This window comes from Fructobacillus parabroussonetiae (assembly GCF_018437265.1).
GTDB classification, from domain to species: domain Bacteria; phylum Bacillota; class Bacilli; order Lactobacillales; family Lactobacillaceae; genus Fructobacillus; species Fructobacillus parabroussonetiae.
This window is the reverse complement of record NZ_JAAMFL010000003.1, coordinates 32958-51568: the sequence shown is the minus strand read 5'-3', so window position 1 is coordinate 51568 and position 18611 is coordinate 32958. Positions and strand designations below refer to the sequence as shown.

The following is an 18611-nucleotide window of genomic DNA, read 5'->3' as shown; positions in this document are numbered from 1 at the left end:
TCGATACCCTTTCCATTTTTAATTAACAATTTTTAGCTTTTTTCGGTGTGGTGCGTTAAACGCTGAATCACCATGCATCATACTATGTAAGTTAACTTACTGTGTAACCGCAACCATTGCAGGTCGAATGACACGATCTTGTAAGACATAGCCCTTTTGCAAGACGTTCGCCACCTGATCGGCCTTTTGGTCGTCTTCGGCAGGCACCGTCTGAACACCTTGCATCGTCTGTGGGTCAAAGTCGTCACCGACCTGGCCAACTTCTTCGATGCCGTTGGCTGTCAAAGCGGACTTAAGCGTCTTCAAGGTGATTTCAACACCCTTGTGAATCTGGGCGACTTTGTCATCACCATCAACGTCGACGGCCAAGGCACGTTCCAAGTTGTCAACAACCGGTAAAATGGCTTCGGCCAACTTCTGACCGTCATACTTTCGAATGTTTGCCAGTTCACGCGCGTTACGCGTTTGGATGTTTTGGATTTCGGCCTGTGCACGCAGCAAATCGTCATCCTTGTCGGCCAACTGTTGCTTCATGTCAGCCAGTGGATCAACTTCTTCCGCCTCAGTGGATTCACTCGTCACTTCTTCGGGGTTTTCCCCTGCAAAGTCCTGTGCTTCCTCTTCGTCTTTGATTTCTTCTTGGACTTGTTCTTCTTGATTTTTCTTGGCCACGACAGCCTCCTTTATCTAACTAACATATTCAATGAGTTTGGCATCCAGTGCTTGGGCAAATGCCGAAAGCAAACGCGAAAGTTCCGCGTATGGCAAGCGCATTGGTCCAACTAAGGCAATCACACCCGCGTCATCTTGTCCGACGGTAAAGGCCGTCGACAACATGGCAAAGTCTTGTAAGACCGGCGTGTGCAATTCATCGCCTAAGCGAATGTTGACTTCGTTCTTCTTTGCCTTCGCTAAGTGACGAACGGCATCCGGCGAATCAAAGAGCTCCAAAACCTTCCGGGCAGCTTTGATGTCAAGATAGGCATCGTCTGCCACCTCTAAAAGATTGAGGCGACCACCGAGATGAACCGTTTCCGAAACGGAGCGGGCCAAGACATCGCCGAAGAGTTGCAGAAAGGCCGCCGGGCTTTCAATGTTACGCGACAGCAGAACCGGCAGCTGTTCAGAAGTCATCAAAGAGAGAACTTCGTGAACCGGCCGACCGACCATCTGTGCATTGATGTAAGCCACCATGCCCGCTAATGAATCGAGGGGCAACTCCTTTGGCAAACGGAAAGTCTGTGACGTCACCTTGCCATCCGAGGTGGCAAGAACGGCAATCACCTGCCGGTTCTCCATCGGAATTAACTGGAAGGATGAAATCTTCAAGTTAATCGGTTTTGGCTTTAAGACCAAAGCCGTGAGTCCCGTTTCCTTTGCCAGTAGCTTGGCTGTTTGATCAAGCAATTCGTCTAACTCGTGAAAGTTTCCCCGAATCTGCTTGGCCACCAAAGCAATCTCTTCATTCGACACCCCTGCCTTTCCCATCAAATGGTCCAGGTAGTAACGGTAACCTTCTAAAGAAGGGACACGACCGGCAGAAGTATGCAACTTCTTAATCAGGTCGGCCGATTCAAGGCTGGACATCTCATTGCGAATCGTCGCGGGCGAGACATCCAAGTCAAGCTGATCGTGTAAAGTTTTCGATCCGACGGCGTGGGCCGTTTGAGTGTACTGGTAAATGATAGCGGCTAAAATCCGCTTCTGTCTTTCCGTTAACACGTCCAAGCAGCCTGCCTTTCTTTAATTAGCACTCGATTAACTCAACTGCTAATTCTTATTATACGGATTGTTCGACAGAATGCAACCCCTTTTAGCACTCTTTTTATATGAGTGCTAAATCATTTAAAAAAGCCCTTTCCTGGCTAGCTTCTTAAACAACTGCCAAAATAAAAAACTAGGATTTCTCCTAGTTTTCTTTAAAGTAGGCCAGACTATTTTGTCGGTCTTTTTTCAATTGTTCAATTAATGCCTCGGCGCCAGTAAAGGCTACCTCGCCTCTTAGGTAGTGGAGCCAGTTCACCCGAACGAATTCCCCATAAACCGCTTCATCAAAATCAAAGAGGTTGATTTCAACCGTCACCGGTCGCCCCTTTTCAAAAGTCACGTTGCGACCAATCGAGGCCATCCCCTGTACCAACCGACCAGCCAGCTGCACCGAAACAACGTAAACACCGATTCCCGGCAGACTTTCTTCTTCGTTCGTCCAAATGTTAATGGTTGGAAATCCGAGTGTCCGACCACGGGCATCCCCATGAACGACATAACCAGAAGTCTGGTGCGGCCGACCAAGACTTTGCTTGGCCATGTCAACATCCCCACTGGCCAATGCCCGTCGGATGTCGCGGGAGGCGACTTTGCTTTCATCGGTCGAAAGAGCCGTTTTTTGGACAGCTTCAACCAGGAAACGGCTCTTGGCGTATTCGGGCAAATGCGCCATGTCCGCTTGCTCCTCCTGCCGGCCGTATAAATGGTCATAGCCTGCGACGACGGCCTTGGCCTGTAGCAAAAGCAAGACTTGCTCAACGAAGTCCTCAGGTGGCAAAGCGGCCAAGGAGGAGGTGAGATTTAACACATATACCCGGTCAACGCCCAGCTTTCCCAAGAGTGCCACCTTTTGTTTAAGTGGTGTTAAGGCCCGCCAGGGAAGTGGCTGCTTTTCAAAAACAAGACCAGGATAAGGCGTGTAGGTCAAGACAGCCAGTGGCAGCCCCAGTTTATCAGCCTGTTTTTTCGCTGCTTTAATGACGGCCTGATGCCCCAGGTGAACACCATCGAAAAAGCCCATAGCTAATACCTGTGGTCGCACCGGTAATTGATTGTCATCCAATGGATAGTGAATGTGATAAAGTTCTGTCATAACTACTATTATAACCTGTTTCAAACGATTTGACTTGGCCGATAAAACAAGCGAGCACAATTTGTGCTCGCTTGTTCTTTTAACACCTCACTCGTCAGGAAGCATCAAAAGCAACCGTTATGATCACTTGCGTTCTTTCAAAATAAAGTAGGCAATGACCGTGACTGGCAAAATAGTAGCGGCTGCTAGTGAAAGGGTCTGCTTTCGACTCGCTCCTCCCGTTGTCTTTTTAGACTCACCGGTTGGCTTGATCCGCTTGCCATGTTTAGAAGCTGACTGCCCCTTTGAATGTTTATCCTGATTGGTTGCCCTTTTGCCCTGTGAAACCTTCGACGACTCCTTCGAACGCCGAATGGCTGCTTGCTCCTCAGCATTTTCTTTTGCTTGAGCTGCCGCGATATCAGCTCGGGCACCTGCCTGGGCCATCGTTGTTCTTAAAGCAGTGCCGGCAAGGGCCCCATCGCCATTACCTGCCACTTGATTCGCATTAGCTCCCGTATCTGTCCTGCTTGGTTCATTGCTAGAATCAGCCGGTTGGCCATTTGGCTTAACGTCCTGACCATTGTTTGACTGGTTATCGGGATTGTTCCCACTGTCCCCGTTTGGTTGGCGATCTGGGTTATTCCCTTTACCACCATCGCCCTCTGGTGTCTTTTGAACATAATCCAGTCGTTGATCAAAGGTTTTGTTTTGCTCGATATCCGTTTCTGACGGCGTGATATCAGCCGTTACACTTTTACCTGTCAGCTGGTAATTGTCAGCCGATAGATCCGGTGCTTTCAGCCCTGATATAACCGGCTGCTCACCTGCTATCAACTGCCAATCACTCGTTTTAACAAAGTCACTGGTGACCGCATCGACGTAACCACTGCGCTCATAAATCAAGGTAGCCGTTCGGTCAGCTAGATGTGCTTGGTCAATTTCCTGACCCGACTTTTGATCGTAAAGGTGAACAATCCGGCTAACCGTCCGCTTCAACTGGTCATCAGAAGCCTCCAGATGCGCATGTCGATAATTAACGGTGACGTTTTCAACCGTCCCATTCACAACGGTTTGAGCATCCGGACTTTCTTCTGAAACCGCCTGACTCGCTAAGACATAACGGCCATCAGAAAGCTTAGCTTCTGGTGAATAGGCCGCAAAACGACCATTCGACGAAGCATCAGCCACCCAAGGGGTATAGCCATCAACCTGTTTCTTCGCCAAGTTAAAGAGTGCCTTTCTGCTGTAAGTAATTGTCTGGGTCAGCTGGCCAAGTTCCTTGGCATTAGCATCGTCTTCATCCTTAAAGTGAATGGTTCGCTGAACAGTCTTGGTTAAATCTGACGCATTAACACCCGCTGGCAAATTCGCATCATTGGGTCCAAAGTCCTGAGCCTTCTCGGTGTACACCACCGTCTGCTCGAAGTTTTTATTCTGGTCGATATCATGATCATCTTGACTCAGATTAATAGCCGGTACATCTGCTGGATCAGGATTTTCATAGCCAGCTTGGCTCAAGTCCGGTGCCGTCACCTGACCAAAGTCTTCTTGTCCGTCATCTTTGACCCAACCACTCTCCGAAACAAAAACATTCTTTACCGCATCGACATAACCCGTTCGGTGGTAATGAATGGCACTAACCAGGTTATCTCCAGCCTTGGCACCGGTTCCTGCTACCTGCAAATGAATGGTTCGCGTCACCGTTCGCTTCAACTGCTCATCTGGAGCCTGCAAGTGTGCGTGTTCATAAAGCACCGTCACGTCTTCGTTCTGCCCAGCGGTTACTGAATCGGGATTCAAACTTTCTGCTGGCGTTTGCTTAGCCGAATTTTCAGCCAAGACATATTTTCCATCTGCTTGACTCTCTGGCCAGTTATAAGCAACAAAGTTCCCCTTTGATTGAGCATCGGCCTGCCAATCCCCATACGTCACCTGCTTAGTCACTTCGTTGTATTGGGCCGTTCGCGTAAAGGTCACGGTCTGGGTGTCTTGACCAAAATCCTGCTGCCCGTCTGCTGACTTGAAGTGGAAGGTCCGTGTGGCCGACTTTTGTAAATCAACCTTCGTGACACCCGTTGGCAGTGACTGACTATCAGCACTGAACGTATCGACCTTTTCTTGATAATCAATCCACTGATCATAGACCTTGCTCGTTTCAACTTCATCTTCTGATGGCGTCAGTGCAGCCGTTTGACTTGGCGCTGGACTTTCATAGCCCTCCTTGGTTAAGTCTGGAGCAGTAAAGCCTGCCAAAGTCGTCATGTTTTGTTCCGCCTGCCAACCAGACGTTGGCGTAAAGGCCTTCGTTACTTGATCCATGGTTCCAGTCCGCGTGTAATTAACGGTTACCGTCCGGCTGGCCAAATTGTCAGCATCAATCTCCTGCCCCTTATTAGCATCTCGTAAGTGAACAATCCGCTTCACCGTACGGGTCGTGTCCTTTGCGTCCGTACTGGTATCAACCGGTTTTTGCACATGGACATAGTGCAGGACAACCGTGGCCGGATTGTTCCCATTGCTGATGTCATCTTGGCTAGTTGTATCAGCAGCTAGGCTATCCGCTTGGCTAGTCGCCTGTTGATACTGCCCGTCTTGAATGGTTTCCGGTATGTCTTCTTTTTCAAAACCCGGTTGGTTGGCATCGACAGGTTGCCAATCGGTATAACCGGTAACTTTTTCAGTTGCATAGTCATAAATGGCTTGACGCTGGTATTTCACCTGTTCCGTTTTTGAACTGATTTCCTTCTGATTTTCATTATCATCGACCGACTGAACCGTCCGTGATAAGGTCTTCGTTAACTGGCTCTTATCCACGGCGCTTGGCAGATTAGCGTCCTCTGGCCCAAAGCTTTGCACGTTGTCTTCATAAACCACGGTGTACTTGCTGTCGGTGGTATTTTCGTCAAAGTCCGTTTGGGCGGGGATGGTATCGGAATTCAACACGTTCCCCTGGCCATCCAAAATCTCTTTGACTCGATACTTCTTATCGGCCGTTACTGAATCAACCGGTACAGCCTCCCAGGATCGATCGGTGCTAACTTCATCTGGGCCAACCTGTTGATTGTCAAAGTCAGACATGTGCTTGGTGATTGTCCGGGTGACCGATTGAACCTCATCCAAAAGACCATCAATCGCATGCCCAGCGGCGTCTTGATAGTGAATTGTGCGATTTAGTTTCGATGCACTGGGCTGTGCCGTCGTCTTTGACTTTAAATTCAAAGTCAGCACCACCGAATGGTTATTGGGATCGTCGGCCTGATAGGTTCGGCCATCCCCCGTTGCCAGGCGGAATTTCCCAGTACTTTCGTTTTTGACAGACTTCGTATTCTAAATGCCAAAAAGCTGATCATTTTTGTGGGCTTCATAGGTTCCGTCAGGAATTTCCTGCCCATCTTCCGTTGCGGTAAAGGAATCAAAGGAAAGCTTATCACTTTTTAATTCCGACAAGCGAGTCACAACTGGGTATGCCTGATCATCGGATGGATAGTTAATGGAAGAGGCAAAGAACTGAATGGCCGTGTTACTACTTCCTACCCAGCCAGCATGATGACCATAAACCTGGCCAGAACCGTCTGATTTATCAGGCTGATCGAAGGTCCAGGAAGCCTGGCCATCCTTAACGGTTAGCGTTCGTGTGATGGTTGCCTGAGTATAAAGTGGTTGTTTATAGATTTGCCCATCTACATTAATGTTAACAGTCTGACTCATCGTCAACGTGAACAGGCTCTTATCCAACCCTCGAGGATTACGATAGGTGTAAGTTCCATCAGCCAAACCACCGGGTAGCTCAATTGCCGTTTTACTTGTCCCTTGGGCTGGTAAATTATCTGGGGTGTCGTTACCGGCTGTATCGTTTGAATTAGTTGACGAATCCGTCCCCGTATCGGCCTTTGCCTGACCATTTGGTAATGCATTCGAAACGGTCGCCTGAGCGCCAAAAAGCAGGGCAAAAGAGGCCAAGGAGGTCACGACCCACTGCTTTTTAACCTTCTTCATTTTCATTCGTTTATTCTCAAGTGCCAGCTGATTCCGATTAAACTGCATAAGCTCTCCCTCATTTGACTCTAAACGTGAAATATCAAGTACTCCCCAAAGTGTAACGCAGTCCTTTCGGTTTTATCAAACTATTTCATTTGTTTCAAATATACAAAAAAGTACTGGAAGTATCACAACTTCCAGTACTTTTTTTAGTTATTAAACAAATTATGCAAAGAAATACCGAGAACGCCACAGCTGCTCATCCTCCGAATAGGCGTATACCGCAATTAATTGATTGTGATAATAAAGTTGATAGAAACCATCATTATTTTTCGCCCAAGATTGAATTTTTTGCCCGTTCTTGACGGCAAAGTACTCCTCATCCGTCAAATCTTTCCGTTCATAAGTTAAAACAGAAGCAATTGGCTTCACCTTTCTCACAATGCTTTCTTCCGTCAAGGCCATCAAGTCATCCAAGTCCGTGGCCTCCGATAAATCAAAGCCAGAACCAGAAGTTCGGGTTAACTTCGTCATTGTTGCTGGCAGGCCAAGGGACTGACCAAGGTCATAGGCCAAGGTTCGAATATAGGTTCCCTTTGACACCGTGGCTTCAAAGTCGATTGACTGGTAGGGCTTTCCTTCCACCCAACGAAGCCTTGAGCTAGGTCGAAAGCGGTAAATCGTTGCCGACCGCTTCGGCAATGTCACCTCTTCCCCCGCACGGGCGTATTCATAAAGTCGCTTCCCATTGACTTTGACAGCGGAATAAATGGGTGGAACCTGGACAATATCGCCCTCTAAGGCAGAAAAGGCGGCCTGCAGCTTGTCTTCATCCAATGCTTCCGTCAGTGGCTTTTCTTCCACCACCGCCCCATCGGCATCCTGACTCTCCGTTGCATACCCAAAGGTGACCGTCCCCCGATAGGTTTTTGGCCGAGTCTGCAAGAGGTCAATCAGCTTCGTTGCCTTTCCTAAGGCGACCACCAAAACGCCATCCACGTTTGGATCGAGGGTGCCAGCGTGGCCAATCTTTTTTTGACCAGAAATCCGTCGGAGTCGAGCGACTACGCCAAATGAGGTCATCTTTTTGGGCTTATTGACTACTAACAATCCAGATAAATTACTCGCCTGCTTGGCCATGCCATTCTCCATTCCAGCAAAAAAGCCGGTCATTCAAAGTGAAATCGTCGGCTTTTATTTTACCGGTTTGCCCGGCGCTTTTCAATGTATGCTTTGATACGGGACAAACCTTCCTTCAATTGTTCAGTATCCCCAGCATAGGAAAGTCGGATATAGTCCTTTGCCCCTTCGAATTGTGAAAAGGCTTCACCAGGAATCACGCCGACTTTTCCATCCTTGGCTAACTTTTCTGCAAAAGTCCAGCCATCTTCCTCGATATCTTCTGGCAACTTAGCAAAGATATAAAAGGCCCCGTCCGGTGACAAAACATCAAAGTCCAATGAGCGCAGAAGCTCAACGGCCATGTCCCGACGAACCTGATAAGTCGAAAGCATTGGCTGGAGGTCTTCCTTTGGCATCTGTAGCGCTGCCAAGGCACCGTCGTAAACAAAGGTCGGAATCGAGTAAATCAAGGAGGCGTGCACCTTCTTTAATTCGGCGGCCACTGCCTTCGGCGCTAAAATGAAACCAACCCGGTAGCCAGTCATTGCATGGGACTTGGACAGGCCGTTGACGACAATGGCGCGATCCGGAATCATTTCACCGATGGAATGGTGTTCTTGACCATAGGTCAATTCAGAGTAAATCTCATCCGAAATCACCCAAACACCGGCCGCTTCAAAGGCCTTGGCCAATTCCGCTAACTCCTCTTTACTGTAGGTAACACCCGTTGGGTTACTTGGGTAGTTAAAGAGGACTGCCTTGACTGGAACAGTCGCTTCAGCCACAGTTTTGGCCACAAGTTCCGGCGTTAATTTGAAACCAGTCGTTGATGTATCGACTGGAATCGCCTGCGCATTGGCCAGGGCAATGGAAGAGAAGTAGGATCCGTAAGCCGGATCTGGCACAAGAATCCCATCACCAGTTGAAAGCAAGGTTTTAAAAATGGCATACATCGCTTCCGATACGCCAGCCGTTATCACCACTTGGTCAATCGATGGATACTGGGTCAAGCCGTAACGATCCTGCATGTAGTCAATAACCGCCTGGCGTAACTCAGGATTTCCTTGCGAATGCCCATAGTGTGAGTGATTTTCTTGAATGCCACGAATGGTGGCTTCCTTCACCACTTTTGGTGCATCAAAGCCAGGTTCCCCAAAGGTCAAGAAGACCAAATCATCCACGCCTTGAATACTTGCCTGAAAGCCCAAAATCTTATCGGTTGGGATGGCGGTTACTTCGGAATTTAAAGTCGGGATGTCTTGGCTCATAAAAATCACACTTTCTTTGCTTATTTCTTATTGATAGTGTAGCTTATTTTATCGTTAATGAAAAGACTTTTATGAAAGAAAAATGAGTTTTAGCATGATTAGATTAAAAAAATACAAAAAAAGAGCCTTTCGGCTCTTCTTTTTCTACTTGCCTTCTTGTCGGTGTAAATCACGAATCAACGATTCAATGTGATCACCGTACTGGATGGAATTATCCAAGACAAAGTGGATTTCTGGAATTTTATAGACGGTCAAACGAGCCCCTAATTCGCGACGGATTAAGCCCGACGCAGCTTCAAGTCCCGCTTGTGCCTTCTTCCGATCAGAGGCAAAGTCTGACAGAATTGAATAGTAAATCGTGGCGATCTGCAGGTCACCAGAAACATCAACGGAAGTCACCGTGACATCTTGGACCCGTGGGTCGTTCACCCGCTTCAAAAGCAAGTCTGACATATCTTTTTGAATTTCCTGAGCTAGACGCCCAGCGCGTTGTGCATTTGCCATCGCGACCTCCTTATGGACTTTACTTTGGCTTAACTTCTTCCATGATGTAGGCTTCGACCTCATCACCAGGCTTAATATCGTTAAACTTGTTGACCGTAAATCCAAAGTCGTAACCGAACTTCACTTCGTTAACAGCATCTTTACCGCGCTGCAAGGAAGCTAATTCACCATCAAAGATCACCGTACCATCACGGACGATTCGAACCTTCGAATCCTTCGTAATCTTACCTTCTTCAACAGTGGCACCGGCAATCGTTCCAACCTTAGAGAACTTGAAGAGTTCTTTAACAACGATTTGACCAATTACACGTTCTTCATAAACTGGTTCGAGTTGACCCTTCATGGCTGCCGTCACATCATCGATAGCATCATAGATGACCGAGTAGAAACGCATGTCAATGTGGTCGGCAGAGGCTTGGTTCTTTGCAAACGGCGTTGGACGCACGTTAAATCCAAGGATCAAGGCACCAGAAGCTTCAGCCAGTGACACGTCGGATTCGTTAATCGCACCAACGGCCGCGTGGACAACATCCACCTTCACACCATCGACTTCGATCTTCTTCAACGAACCAACAAGGGCTTCAACAGAACCTTGTACATCGGCTTTGACAACGACGGGAACCGTCTTCATGGCCTTTTCAGCCATCGTGTTAAAGAGCGTATCCAAGGTAACGACAGAAGATGAGTTGCGAACTTCTTCGCGAGCACGCTTGGCACGTTCTTCACCAGCGGCACGAGCGGACTTTTCATCTGCCATGACCACGAAACGATCACCGGCAGAAGGCACTTCGTTCAAACCAGTGATTTGAACAGGCGTTGCTGGTTTCGCTTCGTCAAGGTCTTGACCATTTTCGTTTTGCATCGTACGGATACGGCCGTATGTGTTTCCAACAACGACGGGATCCCCAACGTGCAAAGTACCTTGTTGAACCAAAACAGTGGAAACAGGACCACGTCCCTTATCCAAACGAGCTTCGATCACAGAACCGCGGGCAGGAACCTTTGGATCTGCCTTCAACTCCAAAACGTCGGCTTCAAGCAAGATCATTTCAAGCAACTGGTCAACGTTTTGACCAAGCTTGGCAGAAATCTTAACAAAGATCGTTGAGCCACCGTATTCTTCAGGAACGAGATCGTAGGCCATCAATTGGTTCATGACCTGTTCAGGGTTGGCCCCTTCTTTATCAATCTTGTTCACAGCAACGATAACTGGCGTTCCAGCAGCCTTGGCGTGGTTAATGGCTTCAATCGTCTGTGGTTGTACACCGTCATCGGCAGCCACAACCAAGACCGTGATATCCGTCACGTTAGCACCACGAGCACGCATTTCTGTAAAGGCCGCGTGACCTGGTGTATCCAAGAAGGTAATCAAGCGGCCATCCAAACGGGCCTGGTAGGCACCGATGTGCTGCGTGATACCACCGGCTTCGCCTTCGGTCACGTTTGTCTTACGCAAGTAATCAAGCAAAGTCGTCTTACCGTGATCGACGTGTCCCATGATGGTAACGACTGGTGCACGAGGCTCCAAGTCTTCTTCGTTGACGGTTTCTTCATCGAAGAAACGGTCGATGTCGGCCAAGTCTTCTTCTTCCTTTTGCTTGGCTTCAATACCATAATCGGCAGCCAGAATTTCAATGGTATCTTCATCCAATGATTGGTTCTGGTTCGTGACGATTCCAAGCAGGAACAACTTCTTAATAATTTCAGCCGTGTCACGGTGCAAGAGCTTTGACAAGTCCTGCACGTTCATGCCAACCTTATACTCCAAAACTTTTGGTAATGGCTGTTCCTTACGGACCGTTGGTTGCTTCTTAGGCGCTTGCTTTGCCGCAATACGGCGAGCCTTCTTTGAACCATGTGGCTTGTCATTACGACGAGGCGTTTGCTGACCAGTACCGTTGGTGTTGCGCTTCCGGCTGTTGTTACGAGCCGAGTTATTACCAGAGGCCAATGAACCACCGAAACGGCCAGCGCCATTAGCGGCTGGCTTTGCGGCACTTGCCGCAGCGGCTGGTTGTGCCGCCTTCTTTGCTGGCTTAGCAGCCTTCTTTTCCGCTGCCTTTTGCGCTTCTTGCTTGGCCTTGTTATTCTGCGCAACGTATTCCTTCAAAGAATCGTCTTTTTGGGCAGAATAGTTCACTTGACCCTCACGAGGCTTTGTCGACCATGACTTCTTTTCACGAATCATTGGACGGCCAGTTGAATTGTTTGACCGGTTATTTGGACGACGTGAACCACCTTGTGACGGACGGTTCGAATTGCGGTTTTGTCCGCTTTGCTCATTCCGTGGACCATTGGTCTTTGGACGTGGGCGGCTAGGACTTGCAGGCTTGGCTGCCCCGTCTGATAATTTGGCGGCGTGCCGACGCTGGGATGCTGGAAGCTCCTTACGCTCTGGTACGGCCATTTTGCGGGTTTTTCGGTTTGAGCCGGAGAATTTCTTTTCTTCTGCCATTAATTCCGCTCCTTTTCTTCAAGTAATTGGTTAATTTTCTTTGCAAAGCCCGTGTCAGAAACCGCCAACACCGATCGGTTCATCCCGATGGCCTGGCTGATTTCTTCCTTCGTTAACGCATCAACGAAAACGATTTGATAGAACTGACTCTTGTCTGAAAACTTCTTACGCTGACTAGCCCCACCGTCTTTTGGGAAAAAGACGACTTTGGCAGTCTGGTTTTGAATCGCTTTCAAAGTCGGCCCGGAACCTAAAACGAGCTGGTTAGCTCGCCTGGCCAAGCCCAAGACCTGCGTGATTTCCTTAGTCTTGTTCATGTTCGAAAAGCTCTTTTCGGGCTTGCTGGTGATCGACAAAGGCGTATAGTTCCTCGTAGAATTCGGGATCGATTGGCTGAGAAAAGGCCTTTTCAAACACCCGTTTCTCACGGGCTGCTTTGGCAACTTCGCGGTCCAAGGCAATGTAGGCACCACGGCCGTTTTGCTTCCCAGTTGGATCAAGGAAGACCTCGCCTTCCTTGTTCTTGACCACTCGAACCAGTTCTTTTTTCGGGTACATTTCACCCGAAACAATCTCTTTACGCATCGGAATCTTACGAGTCTTCATGAGGAACCTCCAAGAAATTAAATTTCAGGGTTTTCGCTATCGTCATCGACCATGGCGTCAACAGTGTCGTCAACGTTCGTGTCGGCTGCTTCATTAGCGGCATCGTCGAAGGCGTCATCAGCTGTTTCATCCATGGAAACAGCCAAGTCAGCGGCTTCTGATTCTGGCTTGATATCAATCTTTACACCAGTCAAGCGGGCTGCCAAACGGGCGTTTTGCCCCTTCTTACCAATGGCCAATGACAATTGGTCATCCGGCACAATCACCGTCACGGCTTGATCATTTTCAGGATCGAAAATCACGTCCGTCACTTCGGCTGGATTCAACGCGTTGGCAATGTATTGCGCTTCGTCTTCCACCCATTCAACGATGTCCATGTGCTCACCGCCCAGTTCCGTCACAACGGACTGAACACGGGCGCCACGCTGACCAACCAGTGCCCCAACGGGATCCAAGTCAGAATCGTGCGTGTAAACGGCAATCTTCGAACGGTCACCAGCTTCACGAGCAACAGAAACAATTTCAACCGTTCCATCGTAAACTTCTGGCACTTCTTGCTCGAACAAACGCTTAACCAAGTCAGGCGCTGTACGAGATACAAAAATCTGTGGCCCCTTCAACGAATCATCAACCTTTGAGACCAAAACCTTGATACGGTCGCGCATCCGGTAGTGTTCTGTTGGCATTTGGTCGCCGGCAGTCATGACGGCTTCCTGCTTTCCTGGCAACATCACGTACAAGAAACGGTTATCCTGTCGTTCAACTTCACCAGTGATGATTTCGCCTTCATAATCCTTGTAACGATCATAAACGGCTTGACGTGTTGCTTCACGCATCTTTTGAACAATAACTTGCTTAGCCGTTTGTGCGGCCATACGGCCAAAGTCCTTTGGCGTCACGTCGAAACGAATTTCGTCACCTGGTTCATAAGCCTTGTTAATGGCCAAGGCATCGGACAAAGAAATTTCTGTGTCGGGGTCGACAAGGTCTTCATCAAGCACAACGGTCTTCACCTGCTTGATGGTCATCTTCCCCTTCTTGTCATCAAACGTTGCTTCAACGTTTTGATTGGCGTTGTATTGTTTCTTGTAAGCGGCTTTTAGAGCATCTTCCAAGGCTTCAACAACGATCGCGCGGTCAATTCCACGCTCTTGTTCCAAGGCATCTAAGGCCTGTACTAGTTCTTTACTCATGTACTTACTCCACTGTTAACTAATCAAATTGGACAGAGACAACGGCTTTGGCAATTTCGTCAAAGGAGAAAGGCTTGGCTTCTCCATCAACTGACAAAGTCAAGCCAGCATCATCGAGCTGATCGATTCGACCAGTCCACTTCTTCTGACCATCTTTTGCAGCAAAGAGTGCAACCGTGATTGGTTCCCCCTCTTCTTTTGCCCAAGTGTAGTGCCAGCGCTCGTTTAGCGAGCGATCCAGGCCTGGCGAGGCAATGTCTAGCAGGTATTCGCCGGGAACTGGGTCGACGGCAGCCTCATCAATTGCTTCGTTGACAGCTCGGGTAAATTCCGTAATTTGCGCCATCGATATCTTATCGTGGTCTGGCAAATCAACGAGGAGTTCCACCGTCTTTTGTCCAGCAACGTTTTTAACAGACAAATCCCACAACAATAGGCCCTGTTCGTCAATAATCGGCTGAATAAGGTCAAGTAGTGCTTGGTTCTTTGCTTGCGCCATTCTCTCTTCCTTTCCTATTCTTTGCCATAAAAAATGAGCCGGTCTGTTTCTCGACCCGCTCATTTACGACTGTAAATTAACTTACCTCTATAATAGTTGATTTACGGCCGAAAAGCAAGAAGGTAAAGAAAAAACCACAGCAAGGCTGTGGTTTTGATTCAAATTACCAAGAAGCCTTGCGAACACCAGGAATCTGACCCTTGTGTGCTAATTGGCGGAAGTTCAAACGTGACAAACCGAATTCACGCATGTAACCGTGTGGACGGCCATCGATGCGGTCACGGTTGTGAACACGTACAGGTGATGAATCCTTTGGCAACTTTGCCAAACCGATGTAGTCACCAGCAGCCTTCAAGGCAGCACGCTTGTCAGCGTACTTTGCAACCAAGGCTTCACGTTGCTTTGCTTTTGCAATCTTTGATTTCTTAGCCATTACTTGATCTCCTTAAACGTTACAACTTTACGAAGTTTTGGTGAGTACTTCTTCAACTCCAAACGGTCAGGCGTGTTACGACGGTTCTTTGACGTCAAGTAAATACGCTCTCCAGTTTCATCATTGCCTAATACGACATGAATACGCATAGTCCAGCTCCTCAGATTTAGAATTTTTTGATAAAAATTTATTTGCTTGTCAATACAAAATAGTATTATACATGCTTGTTTACACACTGTAAAGGGGTCTCTTTAACTTTTTCTTAAAAAGTTCCCGACCCAGGTAGCAACTTAGAATTGCTTTTGCAAAGGTGGCACCACTTGCTTCTTACGTGAGACAACACCAGGCAAATCGATGACGTTGTTTGCCAACTTGCCATCAAAGGCCTTTTCGATTGCATCCGCAGCATCACCAACGTAGATTGCCTTTGAATTCGAGTTCAAAATATCGGTAATCACTAACAAGAAGTCTTCGTAACCCGAAGCCTTCATAGCCTTTTCCAAATCAGCTTGACGCTTCAAGACATCATCGATATCAACCGTGTTGACCTGCCCAATACGAAAGTCGTGCTTTCCCATTGTAAAGGACTTCGCATCCCCTTCCAACAAGTCTTCGTCGGTCTTCTTTGATAAGTCCGTTCCAGCTTTGAGCATTCCCAATCCGTAAGCTTCGATGTCATCGATTCCAGCAATCTTTGCCAATTCTGGCAATGCTTGACGGTCCATATCCGTTGTTGTTGGGCTCTTCAACAACAACGTGTCTGAGATCAAACCAGAAGCCATCAATCCCGCAATCGCTGCTGGAATGGTCAAACCGGCTTGCTTGTATTCGTAATACAAAATCGTTGATACTGATCCCCATGGCTTGGCCGTAATGTAAAGTGGCGTTCCATTTTGGAAGTTGAACTTGTGATGGTCATAAATGCCATAAACCGTGACGTCAGCCAGATTATCGACTGATTGTGCGGCTTCGTTGTGGTCAACCAACACGACTTCGTCTGTTGTCGCCTTTTCGATGATCGGCAGGGCCTTCAAACCGAAGTGGTCCAAAGCGTATTGCGTTTCAGCGTTTTGCTTGCCCTGGGCAACGGCTTCTGTATCAAGGCCTTGTTGCTTCAACAAGTCAGCAGCAGCAATTGCTGATGCCACCGTATCCATATCCGGACTCTTGTGTCCAAAAACTTGAATTTTTGCCATGTTCTCTTTCTCCTCATTGCGGTTATCCGCTTGCATTCATCCCTATTGTATCAGGTAAAAGTGACGGTGCGCTAGTCTTCTTCCGTCAAATCAAGTGCTTCAATCGATGTGGCTTGACCATCAGAAGCTGGGTTCAGGAGCGCTGAACCATTCGCCGTCCGGTTCGACAGTCCGTGATCTTGTAATTGAATATCAAAGGTCTTCAAGCGATCCGTTTGAATCCGAAGCGCCTGGTCCTTTTCATCAATCGCCGTGACCGCAGCAACTGCGTAATCAACCGTCTTTCGAGGTGAAAGCACCTGCATGCCCTTATTGGCACGATGCGATTCAGAAATTTCATCCAAACGCGAGTACTTAAAGGTTCCCTGGTTCGTGACAAGCGCCAGGTAGGTCGTGTCATGATTCAAAGCCAAGGCCGAAACGACCTGATCACCATCCGCCAACTTCATTGACTTAACACCCGCCGTTCGTGCCCCGACAACCGGCACGTCATCCGAAGCAAAGCGCAGGGCCAAGCCCTTTTCAGAAACCGTCATGACCTCATCACCTTCAGTAACTGAAACAACCGTGACAAGTCGGGCATCCTCGGACTTTAACTTCATGATTGTCGCGGACTTCTTCTTGTATGACTTTGGAATTAGATCCTTGATGAGTGATTGCTTGATGTAGCCATCGTTTGAAGCCAGTAACAAGGCTTTTTCACTGGCAGGGTCATCAATCACCATCGCTGACAAAATCGTTTCGTCCGGACTCCAGTTCGTTAAGGACTGGGAGAAGTGTTCGCCCGGTTCCTTCCACTTGAAATCGGCAATTTCATAGATTGGTCGATAAATTAAGTTTCCCAGATTGGTGAAGGCCAGCAAGTGCTGTGTCGTGTTCACCGTCTGGTTCAAAATCGTTGGGTCGTCCTCTGCAAGCCCATTATCAGCTGCTGAGGCCTTAAAGGACCGAAGGGAAGAACGCTTCACATAACCGTTTTGAGAAAGCAGCAAGCGCACGTTTTCATCCGGAACGGTCACGGCCGCATCAATAACCAATGATTCAATCTGATCTTCGATCACCGTTTGACGAGCCGAAGCGTATTCCTTCGAAATGGCCTTCAATTCATCACGAATCACCGCGTGCAAAGCCGCCGTTTCGTTCAAAATCTTTTGCAGCTTGGCAATCTTTGCTGCCAATTCATCGTGCTCATCTTGTAGCTGTGTCACATCAGTATTGGTCAAACGATACAGCTGCAAGGTCACGATGGCTTCCGCTTGTGCCTTTGTAAAGTCAAAGGCGGAAATCAGATTTTGTGTGGCATCCTTACGGTTCTTTGATGAACGAATGGTTTGCACCACCTCGTCCAAAATCGACAGCATCCGGATTAACCCTTCCACGATGTGCTGCCTTGCCTGTGCCTTCTTCAAGTCATAGGCCGAGCGCTTCAAGACAACGTCCTTTCGGAAGTCCAAAAAGGCCGTCAGACCGTTTTGCAAGGTAACCAAAACGGGTCGTTGGTCGTGAATGGCGACCATGTTGAAGTTATAAGAAATCTGCAAATCCGTCTTTTTAAAGAGATAGGTCAAAATCCCATCGGCCGAGGCATCCTTGGCCAATTCAATCACGATTGACATTCCTTCGCGATCGGATTCATCGCGGACTTCAGAAATGCCAGCAACCTCCTTGTTCAAGCGAATCGCATCGATCTTAGCGACCAAGTTTGATTTCACTACTTCGTATGGAATTTCAGTAATTTCAATCTTTTGCTTTCCACCCTTGAGTGGTGTGACTTCGGTTTTCGCCCGAACAACGACACGGCCACGGCCCGTTTCATAGGCCTGCTTAATGCCGTCAATTCCCTGAATAATCCCACCGGTTGGAAAATCCGGTCCCTTAACGAACTGCATCAGATCGGCCAAAGTCGCCTCTGGATGATCCAAAAGATAAATCAAGGCATCGTTGATTTCCTTCAAGTTGTGTGGTGGCATATCGGTGGCGTAACCAGCAGAAATCCCAGTTGCACCATTCACAAAGAGATTGGGAATGCGCGATGGTAAAACGGTTGGTTCATAGGTCGTGTCATCGAAATTCAGCACCATCTCCACGGTGTCTTGGGCCAAATCCTTTAAGATTTCACCCGAGACTTTGGCCAAGCGAGACTCCGTGTAACGCATGGCAGCGGCTGGATCGTTATCGACGGAACCATTGTTTCCGTTCATATCAATTAATGGTTCACGGACTTTCCAATCCTGAGACAAGCGAACCATCGCCTCGTAAATGGAGGAATCACCATGAGGGTGAAAATTACCCATAATGTTTCCGACGGCCTTTGCAGACTTACGGTATGGGTGGTCATACGTGTTGGAATCCTGATCCATCGCGTACAAAATACGCCGTTGTACAGGCTTGAGTCCGTCACGAATGTCGGGCAGGGCGCGTTCTTGAATAATGTACTTCGAATAGCGTCCGAAGCGCTCGCCCATGACGGCTTCTAATGAAAGCTCGGTAATGCGGTCTGCCATTTGAGCAATCC

17 protein-coding genes are annotated in these 18611 nt (G+C 48.2%); all 17 read right to left on the bottom strand.

The window, feature by feature from the left end:
- Positions 1-96 precede the first annotated feature (96 nt).
- Complete coding sequence (gene grpE, locus G6R30_RS01760) at positions 97-672, bottom strand: nucleotide exchange factor GrpE (protein WP_213820883.1); 576 nt, start codon at positions 670-672, stop codon at positions 97-99.
- A 15-nt stretch (positions 673-687) separates the two neighbouring features.
- Positions 688-1722, bottom strand: a complete 1035-nt coding sequence (gene hrcA, locus G6R30_RS01755) for a heat-inducible transcriptional repressor HrcA (protein WP_213820881.1) — start codon at positions 1720-1722, stop codon at positions 688-690.
- Positions 1723-1909: 187 nt separating this feature from the next.
- On the bottom strand, positions 1910-2860 hold the full coding sequence (gene ribF / locus G6R30_RS01750) for a riboflavin biosynthesis protein RibF (protein ID WP_213820879.1): 951 nt from the start codon (positions 2858-2860) through the stop codon (positions 1910-1912).
- A 123-nt stretch (positions 2861-2983) separates the two neighbouring features.
- On the bottom strand, positions 2984-6061 hold the full coding sequence (locus G6R30_RS01745; RefSeq protein WP_213820877.1) for a mucin-binding protein: 3078 nt from the start codon (positions 6059-6061) through the stop codon (positions 2984-2986).
- A gap of 108 nt (positions 6062-6169) precedes the next feature.
- Complete coding sequence (locus G6R30_RS01740) at positions 6170-6886, bottom strand: hypothetical protein (RefSeq protein WP_213820874.1); 717 nt, start codon at positions 6884-6886, stop codon at positions 6170-6172.
- Positions 6887-7045: 159 nt separating this feature from the next.
- Positions 7046-7960 (bottom strand): tRNA pseudouridine(55) synthase TruB, encoded by a 915-nt coding sequence (gene truB, locus G6R30_RS01735; RefSeq protein WP_213820872.1) that lies wholly within the window; start codon positions 7958-7960, stop codon positions 7046-7048.
- Positions 7961-8019: 59 nt separating this feature from the next.
- On the bottom strand, positions 8020-9210 hold the full coding sequence (locus tag G6R30_RS01730) for a pyridoxal phosphate-dependent aminotransferase (RefSeq protein WP_213820870.1): 1191 nt from the start codon (positions 9208-9210) through the stop codon (positions 8020-8022).
- A gap of 144 nt (positions 9211-9354) precedes the next feature.
- Positions 9355-9714 carry a 30S ribosome-binding factor RbfA gene (rbfA, locus tag G6R30_RS01725; RefSeq protein ID WP_213820868.1) on the bottom strand — a complete coding sequence of 120 codons (360 nt, stop codon included), beginning with the start codon at positions 9712-9714 and terminating at the stop codon, positions 9355-9357.
- Between the two features lie 19 nt (positions 9715-9733).
- Positions 9734-12169 carry a translation initiation factor IF-2 gene (gene infB, locus G6R30_RS01720; RefSeq protein ID WP_213820866.1) on the bottom strand — a complete coding sequence of 812 codons (2436 nt, stop codon included), beginning with the start codon at positions 12167-12169 and terminating at the stop codon, positions 9734-9736.
- A complete protein-coding gene (locus G6R30_RS01715; protein ID WP_213820864.1) occupies positions 12169-12486 on the bottom strand; it encodes a L7Ae/L30e/S12e/Gadd45 family ribosomal protein in 318 nt (105 codons plus the stop codon). Before G6R30_RS01715 ends, infB begins: the two co-directional genes overlap by 1 nt.
- Positions 12473-12775: an RNase P modulator RnpM gene (rnpM, locus tag G6R30_RS01710; protein WP_213820862.1), complete on the bottom strand. Its 303-nt coding sequence runs from the start codon at positions 12773-12775 to the stop codon at positions 12473-12475. The genes G6R30_RS01715 and rnpM overlap by 14 nt, the downstream gene beginning before the upstream one ends.
- A gap of 17 nt (positions 12776-12792) precedes the next feature.
- Entirely contained in the window at positions 12793-13968 is a 1176-nt protein-coding gene (nusA, locus tag G6R30_RS01705; RefSeq protein ID WP_213820860.1) for a transcription termination factor NusA, read from the bottom strand.
- A 19-nt stretch (positions 13969-13987) separates the two neighbouring features.
- Entirely contained in the window at positions 13988-14467 is a 480-nt protein-coding gene (locus G6R30_RS01700) for a ribosome maturation factor RimP (RefSeq protein ID WP_213820858.1), read from the bottom strand.
- A 163-nt stretch (positions 14468-14630) separates the two neighbouring features.
- Positions 14631-14900: a 30S ribosomal protein S14 gene (rpsN, locus tag G6R30_RS01695; RefSeq protein ID WP_213792663.1), complete on the bottom strand. Its 270-nt coding sequence runs from the start codon at positions 14898-14900 to the stop codon at positions 14631-14633.
- Positions 14900-15049: a 50S ribosomal protein L33 gene (gene rpmG / locus G6R30_RS01690; protein ID WP_002815032.1), complete on the bottom strand. Its 150-nt coding sequence runs from the start codon at positions 15047-15049 to the stop codon at positions 14900-14902. Before rpmG ends, rpsN begins: the two co-directional genes overlap by 1 nt.
- Before the next feature lie 141 nt (positions 15050-15190).
- Positions 15191-16096: a manganese-dependent inorganic pyrophosphatase gene (locus tag G6R30_RS01685; RefSeq protein ID WP_213820855.1), complete on the bottom strand. Its 906-nt coding sequence runs from the start codon at positions 16094-16096 to the stop codon at positions 15191-15193.
- A gap of 71 nt (positions 16097-16167) precedes the next feature.
- Complete coding sequence (parC, locus tag G6R30_RS01680) at positions 16168-18600, bottom strand: DNA topoisomerase IV subunit A (RefSeq protein ID WP_213820853.1); 2433 nt, start codon at positions 18598-18600, stop codon at positions 16168-16170.
- Positions 18601-18611 lie beyond the last annotated feature (11 nt).